Here is an 18,043-nt window from a genome sequence, read left to right as displayed (position 1 = left end):
GCGTAAAAGGTAGAAGGGAAGAATCTGAAAGAAAGACGAACTCTCTCGTCGGGCTGGCCGATCCTGAGAATCAGCCGGAGGTGCCGGTCGGCCGGTCGGCCGGGACAGCGTCGTTGCCGTCGATTGCGTGACCACCGCGGTCGCCATTGGCCGCGGGCTGCTGCGCCTGAGGCGCGGATGCGACGGCAGGCGCGGCCTCGGCCCGTACCTTGGGCGTCGGCTGGTGACCATACCAGCGCGGGTAAAACTGACGAACCACCTCGCCGTCGAAACGCAGGGCGTGGCAGCCGTTCAACTGATAGGGCGGCTCCGGATTCGGATCGTCCTCGCCGTTGTCGCGGATACTGATGACCTCGCCGGCAAAGGCCTGGATCGCGGTGCTCGGCAGCACGCCGGCGGCTTCGGTCAGGTGCGAGCAGCCGTGCATGCCGCCCAGGCGCTCGCGCACCGCCTTGCGAAAGCCCTTGCGCAGGTTCAGCCCGATCAGCTTGCGGTAGGCCGGGCCGATCGTGTCGCAATGGGACGGGTACGGCACCCAGTCCGAGCAGGCCTCGGCATCCAGCACCGTCATTTCCTGGTCGATCGTGATGCGCAGCCACAGGTCGTGCAGCGGCTGGCCTTGCGGGCGGATACGGTCGCCGGCCAGTTCGATGTCACGGGGCTTGGTGTCGGTCAGGCGCACCTCGATGTCCCACAGGCCGTCCTCCCTCTGGTACGCCTCGGCCGCAATGGCGCGACGGTGACGCAGGGAGCGGTTGACGGGCTGGGACAGAGGCATGGCCAGGCTGGGAAACGGACGAGAATACGGAGATACCGGGAATACGGGGGGCTGGGGCACCGTGGTGCCGCGGCACCGAATAACCCGGGGAGTTTAACATGCCATGCCGCGTTGGCCGGGAACATCCTTGTGCGGCAACTGTCGCGCCCGGATTGTCGGCCGACCATGGCACCGCGGCAGGCCGGGATGCCCTGCCGCAATGCACCAGCAGGCACCGGCTTGCCGGCCGCGACAAACGCCAGGCGCCGGCGGGGCGCGATGACGCAACGCAGCGAAATACACATGACGGCAGCACAGGTACTGTACTAGCCTGCCACGCGACGCCGGCTCAGTCCGCGTCGCCGTAGTCCTCGTCCGCGCCCTGGATGATCTTGCCGACCACCGCGCGCGAAAAGCCGCGTGCCACCATGAAACGGATCTGCTTCGCCCGCGCCTCGGGTGTGTCGGGCGGCGTGCCGAAGCGCTTGCGCCAGACCTCGCGCGCGCGCTCGGCTTCGGTGGCGCGCAGGCGCTCCTGCAGTTCGCCCAGCTGCTCGCTGTCGAGCTTGTGGGTCTTGGCCTCCTGCATCACGCGCGCGGTGCCGTAGCGGGCGCCGCGACGATGCACCAGGCTGTCGGCGAAGCGCTGGTTCGACAGCCAGTTCTCGCGCTCCAGCGCATCCAGCAATTGCTCCAGCTGCTCCGGCGACTCGGCATGCGGCGCCAGCTTGCGCGCCAGCTCGGCACGGCTGTGCTCGCGGCGCGAGAGGTAGCCGACGGCGCGGGCCTTCAGCGACAGCGGGGGACGGGTTGCCATGGGTGACCGGTATCAGCGGTTAGGAGGACGGCGCCTCGGGCCAAGTAAAAAGGCCGGAGCATCGGCGATGCCCCGGCCTTCGGGATGGCGCAGCGGCCGTCGGCGCGATCAGTCTTCGATCGTTGCGGCCGCGGCTGCGGCCGTCGGGTTCATGGCCACCACGCCCAGCGCCGCGCGCACCTTGTTTTCGATCTCGGCGGCAATGTCGGGATTCTCGCGCAGGTACTCACGGGCGTTGTCCTTGCCCTGGCCGATCTTCTCACCGTTGTAGCTGTACCAGGCGCCGGACTTCTCGACGATCTTGGCATCCACGCCCAGGTCGATGATCTCGCCCTGGCGCGAGATGCCCTGGCCGTAGAGGATGTCGAAGAAGGCCTCGCGGAACGGCGGCGATACCTTGTTCTTGACCACCTTGACCTTGGTCTCGTTGCCGATCACGTCGTCGCCCTTCTTGATCGAGCCGATGCGGCGGATGTCCAGGCGCACCGAGGCGTAGAACTTCAGCGCATTGCCGCCGGTGGTGGTTTCGGGCGAGCCGAACATCACGCCGATCTTCATGCGGATCTGGTTGATGAAGATCACCAGGCAGTTGGTGCGCTTGATGGTGCCGGTCAGCTTGCGCAGCGCCTGGCTCATCAGGCGGGCCTGCAGGCCGGGCAGCGAATCGCCCATTTCGCCTTCGATTTCGGCCTTCGGCACCAGTGCGGCGACCGAGTCGATGACGATAAGGTCGATCGAGCCCGAGCGCACCAGCGCGTCGGTGATTTCCAGGGCCTGCTCGCCGGTGTCGGGCTGCGAGATCAGCAGGTCGCCGACGCTGACGCCGAGCTTGGACGCATAGTTGACGTCCAGCGCGTGCTCGGCATCGATAAAGGCGCAGGTGCCGCCCAGCTTCTGCATCTCGGCCACGACCTGCAGCGTCAGCGTGGTCTTGCCCGAGGATTCCGGCCCGTAGATCTCGACCACGCGGCCGCGCGGCAGCCCACCGACGCCAAGCGCGATGTCCAGGCCGAGCGAACCGGTGGAAACCACCTGGATGTCCTTTTCGACCTCGCCGTCGCCCAGGCGCATGATCGAGCCCTTGCCGAACTGCTTCTCGATCTGGGAGAGCGCGGCGGCAAGCGCCTTCTGCTTCTCGGCGCTCACGCCGGCACCTGCCTTCTTGTCGTCCATGGTCGTCCTTGAATCAAATGGTGTATAAATAGGCCGCATGTGGCGCGGCACCGGCATTTGCCGGCATCAGCGCCGGCCCGGCTGTCTGCGCGGCCGCACTCCAGGGGGTCTCCCCGGGCGGCCCCAGCGGAACGTGCGGGTACTGTATAAAAAAACAGTATGCTTGGCAAGCCCCTTCGCGCCCCCGTGCCCGTTGCGCACCGGTGCCGGCTATGCCGGCCAGGGTGGAGACAACCATGCGCATTCTGATCGCCGAAGATGACGACGTGCTGGCCGACGGCCTGACCCGTTCGCTACGCCACTCGGGCTACGCCGTCGACCATGTCGCCAATGGCCTCGAAGCCGATTCGGCCCTGTCGACCCAGACCTTCGACCTGCTGATCCTCGACCTGGGCCTGCCGCGCATGTCGGGGCTGGAGGTGCTCAAGCGCCTGCGCGCGCGCGGCGCGATGCTGCCGGTGCTGATCCTGACCGCCGCCGACAGCGTCGACGAGCGCGTCAAGGGCCTGGACCTCGGCGCCGACGACTACATGGCCAAGCCCTTTGCCCTGACCGAGCTCGAGGCGCGCGTGCGCGCCCTGGTGCGACGCGGCGCCGGCGGCGGTGCCACGCTGATGCGCCACGGGCCGCTGGCCTACGACCAGGTCGGGCGCATCGCCTACCTGAACGACCAGATGCTGGACCTGTCCGCGCGCGAGATCGGTTTGCTGGAGATCCTGCTCACGCGCAGCGGCCGCCTGGTGTCGAAGGAACAACTGGTGGACCACCTGTGCGAATGGGGCGAGGAAGTCAGCAACAACGCCATCGAAGTCTATGTGCACCGCCTGCGCAAGAAGATCGAAGTGGGCGGCATCCGCATCGCCACCGTACGCGGGCTGGGCTACTGCCTGGAGAAATTCCAGCCGGCGGTGGCCGCGCCGCATTGATCCCGTGACCGCAGGCCATGCGACCGACCTGAGCGCAACCTCGCCGACATGAGCCTGCTGCGACTGCCCTGGCGGCGCGTGCCGCGCGCCACGCCCCCTTCCCCCTCCACGCCCGAGGCCACCGACCAGGACCTGGCCGACGCACTGCCGCACCTGGAGGAAAGCACCGCCCACCCCGCGCCGCGCTCGCTGTTCGGCGAGATCCTGGACTGGATGCTGGCACCGTTGCTGCTGCTCTGGCCGATGAGCATCGCGGTGACCTACCTGGTGGCCAAGTCGATCGCCAACGGTCCCTTCGACCGCGCGCTCGAAGCCAGCGCCATCGTGCTGTCGCAGCAGGTGCGCGAGGTCAACGGCCGCGTCACGTTGCAGCTGCCGCTGTCGGCGCGCGAGATCCTGCGCGCCGACGAGACCGACAACATCTACTACCAGGTGGTCGGCAAGCGCGGCGAATACATCGCCGGCGACCAGGACCTGCCCTTGCCTTCCGAGGAAGACCAGGGCCACGCCGGGCTGGTGTCGCTGCGCGATGACCGCGTGGCCGGCAATGACGTGCGCGTGGCCTACACCTATATCGAGCTCAAGCAGGTCAGCGGCACCCAGCCGGTGCTGGTGCAGGTGGCCGAAACCCTGGACAAGCGCGCCCGGCTGGCCAACGAGATCATCAAGGGCGTGATCCTGCCGCAGTTCGTGATCCTGCCGCTGGCGGTGGTGCTGGTGTGGTTCGGGCTGTCGCGCGGGCTGGCGCCGCTGACCGCGATCCAGCAGCGCATCCGCGCGCGCAACCCGGGCGATACCAGTCCCATCGACGAACGCGCCGCGCCGCAGGAAATCACGCCGCTGGTGGGCTCGTTCAACGACCTGCTGGCGCGGCTGGACCAGTCGGTGCAGACCCAGAAGCGCTTTATCGCCGATGCCGCGCACCAGATGAAGACGCCGCTGGCGGGCCTGCGCATGCAGGCCGAGCTGGCGCAGCGCGAGCAGTCGCCGGAAGAACTGCGGCGCTCGCTGGCGCAGATCGCGGGCAGCTCGGAACGCACCGCGCACCTGGTCACGCAGCTGCTGTCGCTGGCGCGCATGGAAAACCTGGCCGGCACCGGCGGCATGGCCGCGCTGGACCTGGCGGCGCTGGCGCGCGAAGTGGTCAAGGACTGGCTGCCGCAGGCGTGGGCGCGCGACATCGACCTGGGCCTCGATGCCGACGACCATCCGGTGATGGTCCAGGGCAACCGCCTGATGCTGACCGAGATGCTGAACAACCTGCTCGACAACGCCATCCGCTACACGCCGCGCGGCGGCCGCGCCACGGTGCGGGTCAGCGCCGACGCCTTCGAACCGTTCGCCTACCTCGACGTGGAAGACACCGGCCCGGGCATTGCACCGTCAGAGCGCGAGCGCGTGATGGAGCGCTTCTACCGCGTGCTGGGCACCAACACCGAAGGCAGCGGCCTGGGCCTGGCGATCGTGCGCGAAATCGTGCAGCAGCACGGCGGCGACGTCCAGATCTCGGACCACGTCTACCAGCAATCCCCACGACTGGCCGGCGCGCATTTCCGCGTGACGCTGCGCCGCCCCGAAAACTTTCCACCCGCATGAACGACACCCCTGCCCCCGGCAGCGCCGAGGCACGCCATCGCCTCGCCTGGCATCGCAACCTGCGCTGGATCGGCGGCCTGCTCGCGGTCTGGTTCACGGTCACCTTCGTGGTGGCGTGGTTTGCACGCGACCTGCGCTTCAACTTCTTTGGCTGGCCGTTCTCGTTCTGGGTCGGTGCGCAGGGCGCGCTGGTGGTCTATGTGCTGATGGCCGCGCTCTACGCCTGGCGCATGAATCAGGACGATGCCGAAACCGACCGCGCCGAGCCGCCGCCGGCGGCAATGCCATCGCAAGGCGCCTCGCGCGGGCCCGGCGCGGATGCTGCATAGCCGCACGCCCGCAACGCGCATAGCGGTGCGGCGCGCATGCGCCGAGGGCCCGCAGCGCAGCATCCACGTCCCTGCGCGCGCCTAGCGTATACCCCGACGTTTTTTGCTGCCGGTACGCAGGAATCTGTCAGAACGCAGTAAGTTTCGCCACCCACAATCCTCTGCAACTCTGGGCATAGCGGCCAGCTGCGCGGCGCTTTCCGCGCACCACGCCCGCCCCGGGATCCATTCCAGACGGAGGAGACAAATGGCAAACGTGCAAAACGTTGCGGTGCCCGGAGGGGGCGCGCAGAACGCACCGATGACTGCCGAAGAGCGCAAGGTGATCTTTGCCTCGTCGCTGGGCACGGTGTTCGAGTGGTACGACTTTTACCTGTATGGCTCGCTGGCGGCGATCATCGCCAAGCAGTTCTTTGCCGGGCTGGACCCGACCTCGGCCTTCATCTTCGCGCTGCTCGCGTTTGCCGCCGGCTTTATCGTGCGGCCGTTCGGCGCGCTGGTGTTCGGCCGCCTGGGCGACATGATCGGGCGCAAGTACACCTTCCTGGTGACGATCCTGATCATGGGCGTGTCGACCTTCATCGTCGGCCTGCTGCCCGGCTACGCCACCATCGGCTGGGCCGCGCCGATCATCCTGATCGCGCTGCGCATGCTGCAGGGCCTGGCGCTCGGCGGCGAGTACGGCGGTGCCGCGACCTACGTGGCCGAACACGCCCCGCACGGCAAGCGCGGTGCGTACACCTCGTGGATCCAGACCACCGCCACGCTCGGCCTGTTCCTGTCGCTGATCGTGATCCTGCTGTGCCGCGAGGCGACCGGCCCGAACTTCGAGGTCTGGGGCTGGCGCATCCCGTTCCTGCTGTCGATCCTGCTGCTGGGCGTGTCGGTGTATATCCGGCTGTCGATGAACGAATCGCCGGCGTTCCAGCGCATGAAGGCCGAGGGCAAGACCTCCAAGGCACCGCTGACCGAATCGTTCGGCCAATGGCGCAACCTGAAGATCGTGATCCTGGCGCTGCTGGGCCTGACCGCCGGCCAGGCCGTGGTCTGGTACACCGGCCAGTTCTACGCGCTGTTCTTCCTGACCCAGGTGCTCAAGGTCGATGCCAAGACGGCCAACCTGCTGATTGCCGGCGCACTGGTGATCGGCACGCCGTTCTTCATCTTCTTCGGCGCGCTGTCGGACAAGATCGGCCGCAAGTGGATCATCATGGCGGGCTGCGCGCTGGCCGTGCTGACCTACTTCCCGCTGTTCAAGGCCCTGACCCACTACGCCAACCCGGCGCTGGAGCGCGCCCAGCAAAGCGCCCAGATCGTGGTGACCGCGGATCCGAAGCAGTGCTCGTTCCAGGGCAGCCCGATCGCCCGCGAGATCGACTTCCGCAGCTCGTGCGACATCGCCAAGCGTACCCTGGCCCAGGCCTCGGCAAGCTATGAAGTGGTCGAGGCCCCGGCCGGCACCGTGGCCAGCGTCAAGATCGGCGACAAGGAGATCAAGGCCTTCGATGCCAAGCTGGTGAACGGCCACAGCTTCGACGATGCCAGCAAGCAGCAGATCGCGGCGTTCAAGAAGGAAGTGGGCAGCTCGATGGCCGCGGCCGGTTACCCGACCAAGGCCGACCCCGCGCAGATGAACACGATCATGGTGCTGGTGATCCTGGTCATCCTGGTGATCTACGTCACCATGGTGTACGGCCCGATTGCCGCCATGCTGGTGGAACTGTTCCCGACCCGCATCCGCTACACCTCGATGTCGCTGCCCTACCATATCGGCAACGGCTGGTTCGGCGGCCTGCTGCCCACCATCTCGTTTGCGCTGGTGGCGCAGAACGGCAACATCTACTACGGCCTCTGGTACCCGATCATCATCGCTGCCCTCACCTTCGTGATCGGCGCGCTGTTTATCCGCGAGACCAAGGACGTGAACATCTACGCCAACGACTGAGCGGTCGTGCGGCACTAAGCAGAACGGCAGGCCCGCGGGCCTGCCGTTTTTTTATGCACGGAAGCGCCGTGCAAAATCTTCGCCGGAAGGTGTTGACAGTCGCGAAAGCCCAGGTATAATCGCAGTCTTCGTTGGCGAATTAGCTCAGTCGGTTAGAGCGACGGAATCATAATCCGCAGGTCCGGGGTTCGAGTCCCTGATTCGCCACCATCTATTTGAAAAGCCGCGATCCCGCAAGGGTTCGCGGCTTTTTGCTTTGGTTCTCGCGGACAGATGTTCCGGGCCACGACACCAGGCCGTCCGTGACGGACGGCCCCGCCGGCAACGCTTACCAGTAGCGCACGCGCCCGGTGTCGATATGCACGAACTGGTCGGACTCGTAGTAGCCGACGCCTCCGCCCTGCAATGACTTGGCGGCATCGCGCACATCGGCCAGCGACACGCCGGCCAGCCGGATGTCGATGGCCTTGCCGTCCATGTGCAGGCTGTGCTTTGCCACCCCGCCGCTGCGCGAGTTGCGCAGGCGCGAATTGGTGGCCGGGCTGCGATAGCCGGAAATGACCTGGAACGGCTTGTCGGTGCCGAGCTCGCGCCGCACCTGGAACAGCAGGTCGAACAGCTGCGGATCGATGGCGCCGACCTTGCCGGAATAATGGTCGCGCAGGAAGCCGTTGAGCGTCGTCAGCGCCTCGGGCACGAAACGGTCGCCCACGGCATAGACCAGCGACACGCGCTCGCCGGTGTGGGTGTGATCGAACGCCAGCGTGCGGGCATCCGGCAGGCCGGCCAGCGCCTGGTTGGCGGGCAGGCTTGCCAAGGCGCGGCGCGGCGCGAGCGGCATCAGTCCGGCGGCGAGCGCCAGGGTTCCGGTGGTATGAAGAAAGCGGCGGCGTGCCTTGCGCGTCGCGTCAGTCATGGTACTTCCTCTGAATATGCGGGGTGCGTCGCTTCAATGGATGACGCCGGAGGCGCTTGCCACAGCGCGCTGCTGGGGGCGACCGTTGCGTTGCCGCAGCGCCTTGTCCAGCAATTTGTCGTGACCGTAGATGTCAGGCAGGAAGGATACACGACCATCGGCGCGCGCGATGACCGTGCCGTAAGCCAGCACCACCGGCAACGGCTGCTGCAAGCGCACCGTGTTCGACTTGCCACGTGCCATCGCCTCGCGAATCCGGTTCTCGTCCCAGTCCGGCATATCGTGCAACACGAACTGCGCCAGCGCTACTGGGGCTTCCACGCGGATGCAGCCGTGGCTGAAGTCGCGCCGGTCGCGCTTGAACAGCTGCGGCGACGGCGTGTGGTGCAGGTAGATGTTCTCGTTGTTGGGGAACACGAACTTGATGTCGCCCAGCGCGTTGAGCGGGCCGGGCCGCTGGCGGATGCGCAGGCTGCCGTTCAGCACCGCGTTCAGGTTTTCCTCGGACAGCGTGGTCACGGCCTTGCCGTCGCCGCCGACGAACTCCAGCCCCTGCCGGTTGAAATAGCCCGGATCGCGCTGCAGCCGCGGCACCGTCTCGCGGCGCGCGATCGACGGCGGGATGTTCCAGTACGGGCTGAATTCGATATAGCGCATGTCCTCCTCGAACAGCGGCGTGCGCGTATCGAGCGCCTTGCCGACGATCACCTTCATTTCCAGCTTGATGTCGAGCTTACCGTCGCGGATTTCATAGGCGCGCAGCATGAACTCCGGCACGTTGACCACGATCATGCGCGAGCCGTCCAGCGGGGTCCAGCGCAGGCGCTCCATGGTCAGTTCGATCTGCCGCACGCGCTCGGCGATGGGCAGGTTCAGCTGCGCCAGCGTGGCCGCGCCGATCACGCCATCGGGCTGCAGCCCATGGCGCGACTGGAAGGCCTTGACGCCATCGACCAGCGCGCCCTCATAGCGCGGCGGCGGCTGCGTGCCGGCGGGCAGGTCGCCCAGCGCCACCAGGCGCGCGGTCAGCGCGGCGGCGCCGGCCCAAGGTTGGCCCGGCGTCAGCTTGCTGGCCGGCAGTGGCGGCAGCGGCTGCTGCCACACCGGCTGCCGGGCGATGTCGCGGTAGCGGGCCAGGGCCTGGCGCAGCGTGCCGTACAGCGGGAACGTCGGCGCCGCCTGGCGGATGGCATCGGGCAGGCGGTGCTGGGCGACGGCATCGCGCAGCGAGGTGGCGGCATCGAAAGGCCGTTCGGCCGGCGGCGCGAAATTGGCATGGACCGCGCGCGGGTTGATGCGGCCGCCGTGCAGGTCGGACAGCATCCGCTCCATGGCGGCGCTCAGCGCCGCGTCGAGCCGGGCCGCGGCATCGGGCGGCAGCGCCGGGCCGTGGGCGGCCTGGGTCACCGCCTGGCGCAGGGCTTCGGCATCGTAGTCGCGCGGGTCCAGGCCATCGGCGGCCACGGCGGCCAGCGCGTCCACCGCCTGGCGCGCCTCCGGCACTGGTCGGCCCTGCACGAACCACATCGGCTCGTTGGCGAAGGCGGGAACGGCGAGCCATGTGGAGCAGGCAATGGCGACGGCGCCGAGGCGGCGCACGACAGCATTCAGGGTCTGGGGCATCGGGCGGATAGCTCGGATTCGTCACAGATGCCCACAGTCTACCCGCGATAGCCGACGGGCGCGGCAGCGCGCGCAAGCCGCGGCAAACCCGCCAGGTGACGTTCACCACACCAGCTGGTGACGGCGCGCGTAGTCCACCATCTCGACCAGCGAGCCCACGTGCAGCTTGGCCATGATATTGGCCTTGTGCGTGCTGACGGTCTTGCTGCTGATCAGCAGCTGCGCGGCGATCGCCTTGTTGGAATGCCCGCGCGCCAGGTATTGCAGGATGGTGATCTCGCGGTTGCTCAGCCGCGGCAGGCCGGTCTGCTGCTGCTCGCCGAGCTGGCGCACCGTCTCCAGCGTCTGCAGCGGAAACACCAGATAGCCGCTGAGCACGCCGCGCACGGCCTGCATCACTTCCTCGACGCCGCGCTGCTTGACCACGAACCCGTGCGCGCCGGCGCGCAGTGCCCGTACCGGCGCCTGGGCGGTGTCGTTGCCGGACAGCACCAGCAGCGGCATGCCGGGCAGCGTGGCGACCACCCTGCGGACGAAGTCGAGGCCGGGATTGCCGAAGCGTTCGACGTCGACCAGCACCAGGCCGGGCCGGTGCTCGCGGGCAAGGCGGTATCCCTCCCTGACTCCATCCGTTTCCAGGACCTCGTCGGTGTCAAACTCGGCGGCGAGTTCGGCGCATAACAAGGTGCGGAACCTCGAGGGTTCGTCGACGATCAGCGTTGGGGGCAATTCAGGGCTCCTTAACAACTGGCGGGGAATTGGCCAGGGGACTGGCTATGCCAAGGTTAAGGGCCCGAAGGGGCCTTGATGCGCCGAATTCTCACTGCGCGGACGCAGCAGATTCTGCACGAGAGTCAGGCTTTTCCGTCGATGACGCGGCTGGCGTCAAGTGGCTGCAGCGCCGGTCATTCCGTCCCGGCAGGCAGGAAGCGCGGCGCGGGCGCGGAGCGCGGCACCTCGCGCTCGCCCTGCTGATAGAGACGGTACGTGCCCCGCGCCTGGTTGTGCGGATGGCGCGCGGCCTCGTCCAGCGTCAGCACGCGCGCGAAGCACACGTCGGTGCCGCCCAGCACGGACTCCCAATGCGTGCTCGGCCTGGCGGCAATCGCCGCGGCGATGCGGGCCTTGACCGCCGGCCACTGGGAGCGGTCGTATTGCGCGGCCGGGTCGATATCGGTCAGTTCCAGGCGCTCGAGCAGTTCGCGGTAGAACTGCGGCTCCAGCGCACCGAGCGTGATGGCGCGCCCGTCCGCGCACGGGAACACGTCATAGAACGGCGAGTCATGGAACGGACTCGGTTGCGGGCCGCCCAGCGTGCCGGCCGCGCGCGACACCTGCACCAGCGAGCCGAGCATGGCGACGATGTCGGTGATGGCAGCATCGACCACGCAGCCCTCGCCGCTGGCGCGCGCGCTGAGGATGGCGCTGGTGATGCCGAACGCCAGCCCGAGCGCGCCGGTGGCATCGCCCATCACGGTCGGCGGCACCATCGGCAGGCTGCCTTCGCGCGCGGCCATCGACAGCAGGCCGGTCAGCGCGATGTAGTTGAGGTCATGTCCGGCGCTCTGCGACAGCGGACCGGTCTGGCCCCAGCCGGTCATGCGGCCGTAGACCAGGCGGGGATTGCGGGCATGGCAGGCCTTGGGGCCCAGTCCCAGGCGCTCCATCGCGCCGGGACGCAGGCCCTCGATCAGCGCGTCGGCGCCGGCCACCAGGTCGAGCGCGGCGGCCACGTCCGCGGGCGCCTTCAGGTTCAGCTGCACCACGCGCTTGCCGTGCTCCAGCTCCATCTCGGCCGGCACCGACTGGCCGCGCAGGATGCGCCGCGCGTCTGGCGCCACCGGGCGGGTCACCAGCGTAACCTCGGCGCCCAGGCCGGCCAGCATGGCGCCGCACATCGGGCCGGGGCCGATGCCTTCGAATTCCACGACCTTGATGCCGCGCAGGGGCTGCAGGTTGCCACGCTCACTCATGATGGTTGTCTCCGGTTCGCCGCCTGCGCGCGCCGTGGCGGGAGGAGGCTGGTATTTTGGTGGTTGGATCGTCTGCCCGTTGCCGCACGGGCGGGCCATGTGGGCCCTGGGGCTCGGGAGCATGCTACGCGCCGCCGCGTCGACGGGGCAATGGCCAAATGCATCAGCCGGAATGACGGAATAAATCAACGGACCGGCCAACCGGTTATCGCACCAGGAAATCGGACAATTCCGATCCGACTTGATCTGAATCGCATCCTGGCGGGACACTAGGGGGCATGATGGTTCCAGATGGCGTTGCGGCCACATGGCCGCGGCGCTTCCCTAAAGCCCCCATCCAGGAGATTCCGCCATGACCAATATCGTCCTCGCCACCGACGGCTCGGCCTTCAGCGACGCCGCGGCACGCTTTATCGCCGAAGGCAGGCTGCTGCAGAACGGCTTCACCGTGCATGTGGTCCATGTCGCCCCCGAAGTCAGCGGCCAGGTGCGCGCCTTCGTCAGCAAGGAAACCATCGACGACTGGCACAGGGAAGCCAGCGACAAGGCGATGGCGGCGGTCTGCGATATCCTCGCCGCGGCCAATGTGCCGTTCGAGCGGCACCCGCTGCACGGCTTCGCGCCCGAGCGCATCGTCGCCTACGCGAACTCGGTCGACGCCGCGGCCATCGTGATGGGCACGCACGGGCGCGGGTCGTTCTTCGATGCCGTGATCGGTTCGGTGGCGGGCCGGGTGCTGGCCCAGGCGGACTGTCCGGTGGTGCTGGTCAAGACCCCGGAAAAGAAGGGTTAAGCCCCCAGGTGACGGGCGGTGCCGCAACGGCGCCGCCTTGCGGCAGGCCTCAAGCGCCCCACAGGGGCGCTTCGTCCATCAGCGCGACCTGTTCGCGCAATTCCAGGATCCGGTCCTGCCAGTAGCGCGCGGTGCCGAACCACGGGAAGGCGGCCGGAAAGGCCGGGTCGGCCCAGCGGCTGGCGAGCCACGCGCTGTAGTGCAGCAGCCGCAGCGTGCGCAGCGCTTCCACCAGCCACAGCTCGCGGGTCTGGAACTCCGCAAAATCCTCATAGCCGGCGACGATGTCGGCAAGCTGGCCTTGCATCGCCGCGCGGTCGCCCTCGAGCAGCATCCAGATGTCCTGGATCGCGGGGGCCATGCGGCTGTCGTCGAAGTCGACAAAATGCGGGCCCGGCTCGCCATGGGCGCCGCCACGGGCATCGTCCTCGTCGATCCACAGCACATTGCCGCGATGGCAGTCGCCATGGACGCGCAGCAGCCGCACTTCGCCGGCGCGCTCATAGCAGCGCTGCACGCCGTCCAGCGCCAGCTGCGCCACCGACTGCCAGGCCGGCAGCAGATCGGCGGGAATGCAGCCGCTGGCGAGCAGCCAGTCGCGCGGGGCAATGCCGAAGGTGTCCAGGTCCAGCGCCGGGCGCGCCTGGTAGGGCTGGGCCGCGCCCAGGGCATGGATGCGGCCGATGAACCGGCCGAGCCAGGTCAGCGTATCGGCGCGGTCCAGCGCGGGCTCGCGTCCGCCGCAGCGGGGAAAGACGGCAAAGCGGAAGCCCGCATGATGCAGCAGCGTGCCGGCCTCGCCCGGCGCCAGCGCCATGGCCGGCACGGCGGGAATCTCGGCGTCGGCCAGCTGCTGCACGAACGCGTGTTCTTCCAGGATGGCCGCATCGGTCCAGCGGCCGGGGCGATAGAACTTGGCGATCACCGGCGCGGCGTCCTCGATACCCACCTGCCAGACCCGGTTCTCGTAACTGTTGAGCGCCAGCAGGCGCCCGTCGGGGCGCAGGCCGGCGCCTTCGAGCGCGTCCAGCATCAGCTCCGGCGTCAGGCCGGCATAGGGCACACCGGAGTCGGCGGGGGCGTCGGACGCGTGCATGGTGCCGGCCGGCTCCGCTTTAGCGCGCCGGCTTGCGGCTGCCGCCCAGCAGCGCCGCCTGCGGCGCCGGTCGGCGGTTGCGCGCCGGTGCCGGCGCGGCGTCATTGGGCTGGCGTACGGGCTGGGCCGCGGCGCGTGGCGGGCGCGCCGGGTCCTGGCCGTCGCGGCGCGGCGCAGGGTTGCGCGCGCCGGCGGGCTGGGCGGCACGATTGCCGTTGGCGGCGCCGTTGCCGCGCTGGCCCTGGCTTTGGCCCTGGCCCTGGCGCGGCGCGCCCTGCCCCTGGCGCGCCGGACGCTGGCGCTGCGCGCCCTCGCCGTCGCCGGCCGGACGGGCCTCGGCCCGTCCACGGCCCTGGCCCTGGCCGCCGCCACGTTGCTGGCGGCCCTTCTGGATCGGCTCGGGTGCGATGCTGGGGTCGACCTCGAAGCCCGGCAGCACGGTCTGTTCGAGCTTGCGCTTGATCAGGCGCTCGATATCGCGCAGCAGCGCCAGCTCGTCCACGCAAACCAGCGAGATCGCCTCGCCCTCGGCGCCGGCGCGGCCGGTGCGGCCGATGCGGTGGACGTAGTCCTCGGGCACGTTGGGCAGGTCGAAGTTGACCACGTGCGGCAACTGGTCGATGTCGATGCCGCGCGCGGCGATATCGGTCGCCACCAGCAGCCGCAGCGTGCCGGCCTTGAATTCCGTCAGTGCCCGGGTGCGTGCCGACTGGCTCTTGTTGCCGTGGATCGCCAGCGCCGACAGGCCGTCCTTGGTCAGCTGCTCGGCCAGGCGGTTGGCGCCATGCTTGGTGCGCGTGAACACCAGCACCTGGTGCCAGTCATGCTGGCGCACCAGGTGGGCCAGCAGTTCGCGCTTGCGTTCGCGATCGACCGGGTAGACGCGCTGGTCGACGGTCTCGGCGGTGGTATTGCGCCGCGCGACTTCGATCGACGCGGGATTGTTCAGCAGGCGGTCGGCCAGCGCGCGGATATCGTCCGAGAACGTCGCCGAGAACAGCAGGTTCTGGCGCTTGGCCGGCAGCACGTTGAGGATCTTGCGGATATCGTGGATGAAGCCCATGTCGAGCATGCGGTCGGCTTCATCGAGCACCAGCAGTTCCACCTGCGACAGGTCGATGGTGCGCTGTGACACATGGTCCAGCAGGCGGCCGGGCGTGGCCACGACGATCTCCACGCCGCGCTTGAGCTGCTCGATCTGCGGGTTGATGCCGACCCCGCCGAACATCACCATCGAGCGCAGGCGCAGGTACTTGCCGTAGTTGCGCACGCTCTCCTCGACCTGCGCCGCCAGTTCGCGCGTGGGCGTCAGCACCAGCGCGCGCACCGCCACGCGGCCGCTGCGCTGGGCGCCGCCGGCCTGGCGCGCCGCGGTTTCGGACAGCAGCTGCAGCATCGGCAGGGTAAAGCCGGCGGTCTTGCCGGTGCCGGTCTGGGCGCCGGCGAGCAGGTCGCCACCCTTGAGGATGGCGGGAATTGCCTGGGCCTGGATGGGAGTCGGGGTGGTGTAGCCCTGTTCGGCTACGGCACGCACAATCTTTTCGGACAAGCCGAGTTCAGAAAAAGACATGAATTGCTGCTTGGGCCATCGCTGCGCGCGCAGTGCGCCAGACGCCGGATGGCTCCTTGTAATCGATCGGAATCGGAACGCGGACGCCGGGAAGCCGGCGTGGCAGGCAACCGGCCCGCCCGCGAAGGAAAGAGCGGTAGTGTACCAGTCCGGCGCGGACGGGTTATGCACCCCGACCGGCAACCAACCAGCCACGGATGCGCGCCGGCGCACACAGGGTCGGCGCGGGTGGCGCTGCGCTATCATGACGGCCTCGGGCCGCCCGGCCGCCCCGCGCCGGCACGTCGCCCCGCCTGCCCGGAAAGCCGCCATGCGCTTGCGTTTCCTCGAAGACCAGGAAGTCACACTGCTCGCGGCCATCCCGGTCGGGATCGTCGCCGCCATCGCCACCACGCTGTTCGAGGAGGCGCTGGAGGGCGCGGGCGTCGTGCTGTTTTCCAGCCATGCCGACGTGGTCACGGTGTTCGCGACGCTGGCGCTGGCATGGCGCGTGGTGGTGCCGGCCGTCGGCGGCGCGCTCGCGGGCGGCCTGCTGGTGCTGTCCAACCGCCTGGCCAGCGCCCACCCCGGCGCCACCGACTATATGGAAGCGGTCGCCAGCGGCAGCGGCCGGCTGCCGGTGCGGATCACGCTGCTGCGCGCGCTGTCTTCTTTTTTCTCGATCGTCAGCGGCAGCTCGGTCGGCAAGGAGGGCGCGATGATCCAGCTGGCGGCGCTGTGCGGATCGCTGTTCCCGTCGACCCGGATCGAGCGCGGCGGCGGCTCCAACATGCGCCGCATGCTGACCGCCTGCGGCGCGGCGGCGGGCCTGGCCACCGTCTACCACACCCCTTTTTCCGCCGCCGTCTTTGTCGCCGAAGTCGTGTTCGGCGCGCTCGCGGTGCAGCGCCTGATGCCGCTGTTCCTGGCCTCGGTCGCCGGCGCCATGGTCAGCCAGTGGCACGGCGGGCTGCAGCCGCTCTACCCCGGCCTCGATATCGCCCCGGACCTGCGCCCGCAGATCCTGCTGGCCGCGGCGGCGCTGGGCGTGGCTGCCGGCATCGCGGGCGCGCTGTTCCTGCGCGCCGCCGGCTTCGCGCGCAGCCGCTTCGCGGCGCTGCCGGGCGGGCCGGTGGCACGGCTGACGCTGGGCGGTGCGCTGGTCGGCGTGCTGGCGATGGCGGTGCCGGAGGTGGTCGGCAACGGCTTTTCCACCATCCAGACCCTGCTGCAGGAGCAGCCGCTGAGCGTGCCGGTGGCGGTCGTGCTGCTGGCCAAGCTGGCGGCAACGGTGATCAGCATGGGCTCGGGCGCGGTCGGCGGCGTGTTCACGCCGTCGCTGTTCGTCGGCGCGGCGCTAGGCCAGCTGCTGGCGCTGGGCATGCAGGGCACGGCGGCGGGCGCGGCGCCGCTGCTGCCGCTGGTGGGCATGAGCGCGTTCCTGGCGGCCACCAGCCAGGCGCCGCTGATGTCGGTGCTGATGGTGTTCGAGATGACGCTGGCGCCGGCGCTGCTGCTGCCGTCGATGATCGGCGCGGTGGCGGCGTACTACACGGCGTCGCGCTGCCAGACGCTGTCGCTGTACAGCGTGATCGCCGAGCGCGCGCAGGCGTCGGCGGCCGCCGAGCATGCCCGCACGCTGACGCTGGCCGGCCTGTGCGACCCGACCGACACCGTGCTCGCCCCCAGCGCCACGCTGGCGGCCGCCGCCGACAAGTTCGCCGAGACCGGCACGCGCTACCTCTACCTGGTGCAGGCCGACGGCCGCCTGCTGGGCGCGCTGTCGATCCACGCCTTGCAGCGCGCGCAGCGCGAGGGCGGGCCCGACGACGTGCTGGCGCTGGCGGAGCGCGATTTCCCGGCGCTGACGCCGGACTCGCGGCTGCGCGACGCCCTGGCCGTGTTCGCCGAGCACGGCATCAACCGCATCCCGCTGGTGCGCGACCGGGCCGGGCGCGAGCTGATGGGCACGGTTTCCAAGCAGCGCGTGCTGCAGGAGGCATCCTGCCTGTTCTGACGCCGCTTGCGTGCCACACCGTCGGCCACACCAGGCAGGCGCCGGCGAGGTAAAATGCGCGGTTGCCCGCCTTTCGGCCACGGCCCGCGGGCCATCCACCCACCGCATCGCCCCATTTGCCGGAGTTCCCCATGCCAGCAGGTCGTGATACGCGCCGCCAGGCGCCGGAGTCCATGACGTCCAGCCGCCTGCGCAAGCGTTGGGCCGGACTGGCGTGCGGCGCGGCGCTGCTGCTGGGCACGGCGGTCGCCGCGGCCCAGCCGGTGCGCGTGCTTCCGGACGATGCCGCGGCGGCCAGGCTGGTCATCGCCGCGCCGTCGGCGGGCGCGCCGCAGACCGCCACGCTCGACGGCAAGCGCGTGGGCGTGGCGCCGGGCCTGCGCCTGTTCGGCACCGACAACCAGTTGCTGGCCAGCACCGCGGTGGCGGGCCAGAAGCTGCCGGTGCGGTACAAGCTGGACCTGTACGGCCAATTGCTGACAGCGTGGGTGCTGAGCGAGGCCGAACAGCAGGCGCTGAAAAAATAACCACCC

General features: G+C 69.1%; 16 protein-coding genes and 1 tRNA gene. 8 read left to right on the top strand and 9 right to left on the bottom strand.

Annotated features, from left to right (window positions below):
• Positions 1–70 precede the first annotated feature (70 nt).
• The 3 genes from FHX60_RS15940 to recA form a co-directional block, all read right to left on the bottom strand.
• A complete protein-coding gene (locus FHX60_RS15940) occupies positions 71–778 on the bottom strand; it encodes a DUF2889 domain-containing protein (protein ID WP_183283888.1) in 708 nt (235 codons plus the stop codon).
• 328 nt (positions 779–1,106) lie between these two features.
• The gene (recX, locus tag FHX60_RS15935; protein WP_112773721.1) at positions 1,107–1,574 is read right to left on the bottom strand and encodes a recombination regulator RecX; all 468 of its coding nucleotides are present in this window, start codon (positions 1,572–1,574) and stop codon (positions 1,107–1,109) included.
• Between the two features lie 108 nt (positions 1,575–1,682).
• Positions 1,683–2,747 carry a recombinase RecA gene (recA, locus tag FHX60_RS15930; protein ID WP_092307804.1) on the bottom strand — a complete coding sequence of 355 codons (1,065 nt, stop codon included), beginning with the start codon at positions 2,745–2,747 and terminating at the stop codon, positions 1,683–1,685.
• A 236-nt stretch (positions 2,748–2,983) separates the two neighbouring features.
• Here recA and FHX60_RS15925 point away from each other — a divergent pair, with 236 nt between their 5' ends.
• The 5 genes from FHX60_RS15925 (at position 2,984) to FHX60_RS15905 (ending at position 7,753) form a co-directional block, all read left to right on the top strand.
• Complete coding sequence (locus tag FHX60_RS15925) at positions 2,984–3,673, top strand: response regulator (protein WP_092307802.1); 690 nt, start codon at positions 2,984–2,986, stop codon at positions 3,671–3,673.
• A gap of 48 nt (positions 3,674–3,721) precedes the next feature.
• Positions 3,722–5,269 (top strand): sensor histidine kinase, encoded by a 1,548-nt coding sequence (locus FHX60_RS15920; RefSeq protein WP_112773723.1) that lies wholly within the window; start codon positions 3,722–3,724, stop codon positions 5,267–5,269.
• Entirely contained in the window at positions 5,266–5,598 is a 333-nt protein-coding gene (locus FHX60_RS15915) for a DUF4212 domain-containing protein (protein WP_112773724.1), read from the top strand. The genes FHX60_RS15920 and FHX60_RS15915 overlap by 4 nt, the downstream gene beginning before the upstream one ends.
• Before the next feature lie 247 nt (positions 5,599–5,845).
• Positions 5,846–7,543 (top strand): MFS transporter, encoded by a 1,698-nt coding sequence (locus tag FHX60_RS15910; protein WP_092307796.1) that lies wholly within the window; start codon positions 5,846–5,848, stop codon positions 7,541–7,543.
• A 133-nt stretch (positions 7,544–7,676) separates the two neighbouring features.
• A tRNA-Met gene (locus FHX60_RS15905) sits at positions 7,677–7,753 on the top strand.
• Between the two features lie 118 nt (positions 7,754–7,871).
• Here FHX60_RS15905 and mepK read toward each other — a convergent pair.
• The 4 genes from mepK to FHX60_RS15885 all read right to left on the bottom strand — a co-directional run bounded on the left by mepK (position 7,872) and on the right by FHX60_RS15885 (position 12,055).
• Positions 7,872–8,459, bottom strand: coding sequence for a peptidoglycan L,D-endopeptidase MepK (gene mepK / locus FHX60_RS15900; protein ID WP_092307794.1), 588 nt, complete (start codon positions 8,457–8,459; stop codon positions 7,872–7,874).
• Positions 8,460–8,492: 33 nt separating this feature from the next.
• Complete coding sequence (locus FHX60_RS15895) at positions 8,493–10,082, bottom strand: L,D-transpeptidase family protein (RefSeq protein WP_183283887.1); 1,590 nt, start codon at positions 10,080–10,082, stop codon at positions 8,493–8,495.
• 102 nt (positions 10,083–10,184) lie between these two features.
• Positions 10,185–10,811, bottom strand: a complete 627-nt coding sequence (locus FHX60_RS15890; RefSeq protein WP_112773726.1) for a response regulator transcription factor — start codon at positions 10,809–10,811, stop codon at positions 10,185–10,187.
• Between the two features lie 176 nt (positions 10,812–10,987).
• Positions 10,988–12,055: a CaiB/BaiF CoA transferase family protein gene (locus FHX60_RS15885; RefSeq protein ID WP_183283886.1), complete on the bottom strand. Its 1,068-nt coding sequence runs from the start codon at positions 12,053–12,055 to the stop codon at positions 10,988–10,990.
• A 352-nt stretch (positions 12,056–12,407) separates the two neighbouring features.
• Between FHX60_RS15885 and FHX60_RS15880 the strand changes: the two genes are divergently transcribed.
• Positions 12,408–12,848, top strand: coding sequence for a universal stress protein (locus FHX60_RS15880; protein WP_112773728.1), 441 nt, complete (start codon positions 12,408–12,410; stop codon positions 12,846–12,848).
• A 49-nt stretch (positions 12,849–12,897) separates the two neighbouring features.
• Here FHX60_RS15880 and FHX60_RS15875 read toward each other — a convergent pair whose 3' ends face one another.
• Both FHX60_RS15875 and FHX60_RS15870 read right to left on the bottom strand, forming a co-directional pair.
• Positions 12,898–13,944, bottom strand: coding sequence for a serine/threonine protein kinase (locus FHX60_RS15875; RefSeq protein WP_112773729.1), 1,047 nt, complete (start codon positions 13,942–13,944; stop codon positions 12,898–12,900).
• Positions 13,945–13,963: 19 nt separating this feature from the next.
• On the bottom strand, positions 13,964–15,514 hold the full coding sequence (locus FHX60_RS15870) for a DEAD/DEAH box helicase (protein ID WP_112773730.1): 1,551 nt from the start codon (positions 15,512–15,514) through the stop codon (positions 13,964–13,966).
• 310 nt (positions 15,515–15,824) lie between these two features.
• On the opposite strand from FHX60_RS15870, the gene FHX60_RS15865 reads away from it, so the two are divergent.
• On the top strand, positions 15,825–17,510 hold the full coding sequence (locus FHX60_RS15865) for a ClcB-like voltage-gated chloride channel protein (protein WP_183283885.1): 1,686 nt from the start codon (positions 15,825–15,827) through the stop codon (positions 17,508–17,510).
• A gap of 131 nt (positions 17,511–17,641) precedes the next feature.
• Positions 17,642–18,037 (top strand): hypothetical protein, encoded by a 396-nt coding sequence (locus tag FHX60_RS15860; protein WP_092307778.1) that lies wholly within the window; start codon positions 17,642–17,644, stop codon positions 18,035–18,037.
• The last annotated feature ends 6 nt before the right edge of the window (positions 18,038–18,043 follow it).

The sequence above is a fragment of the Cupriavidus alkaliphilus genome (assembly GCF_014191175.1).
Taxonomy (GTDB): domain Bacteria; phylum Pseudomonadota; class Gammaproteobacteria; order Burkholderiales; family Burkholderiaceae; genus Cupriavidus; species Cupriavidus alkaliphilus.
This window is presented reverse-complemented; position numbering and strand designations above follow the sequence as displayed.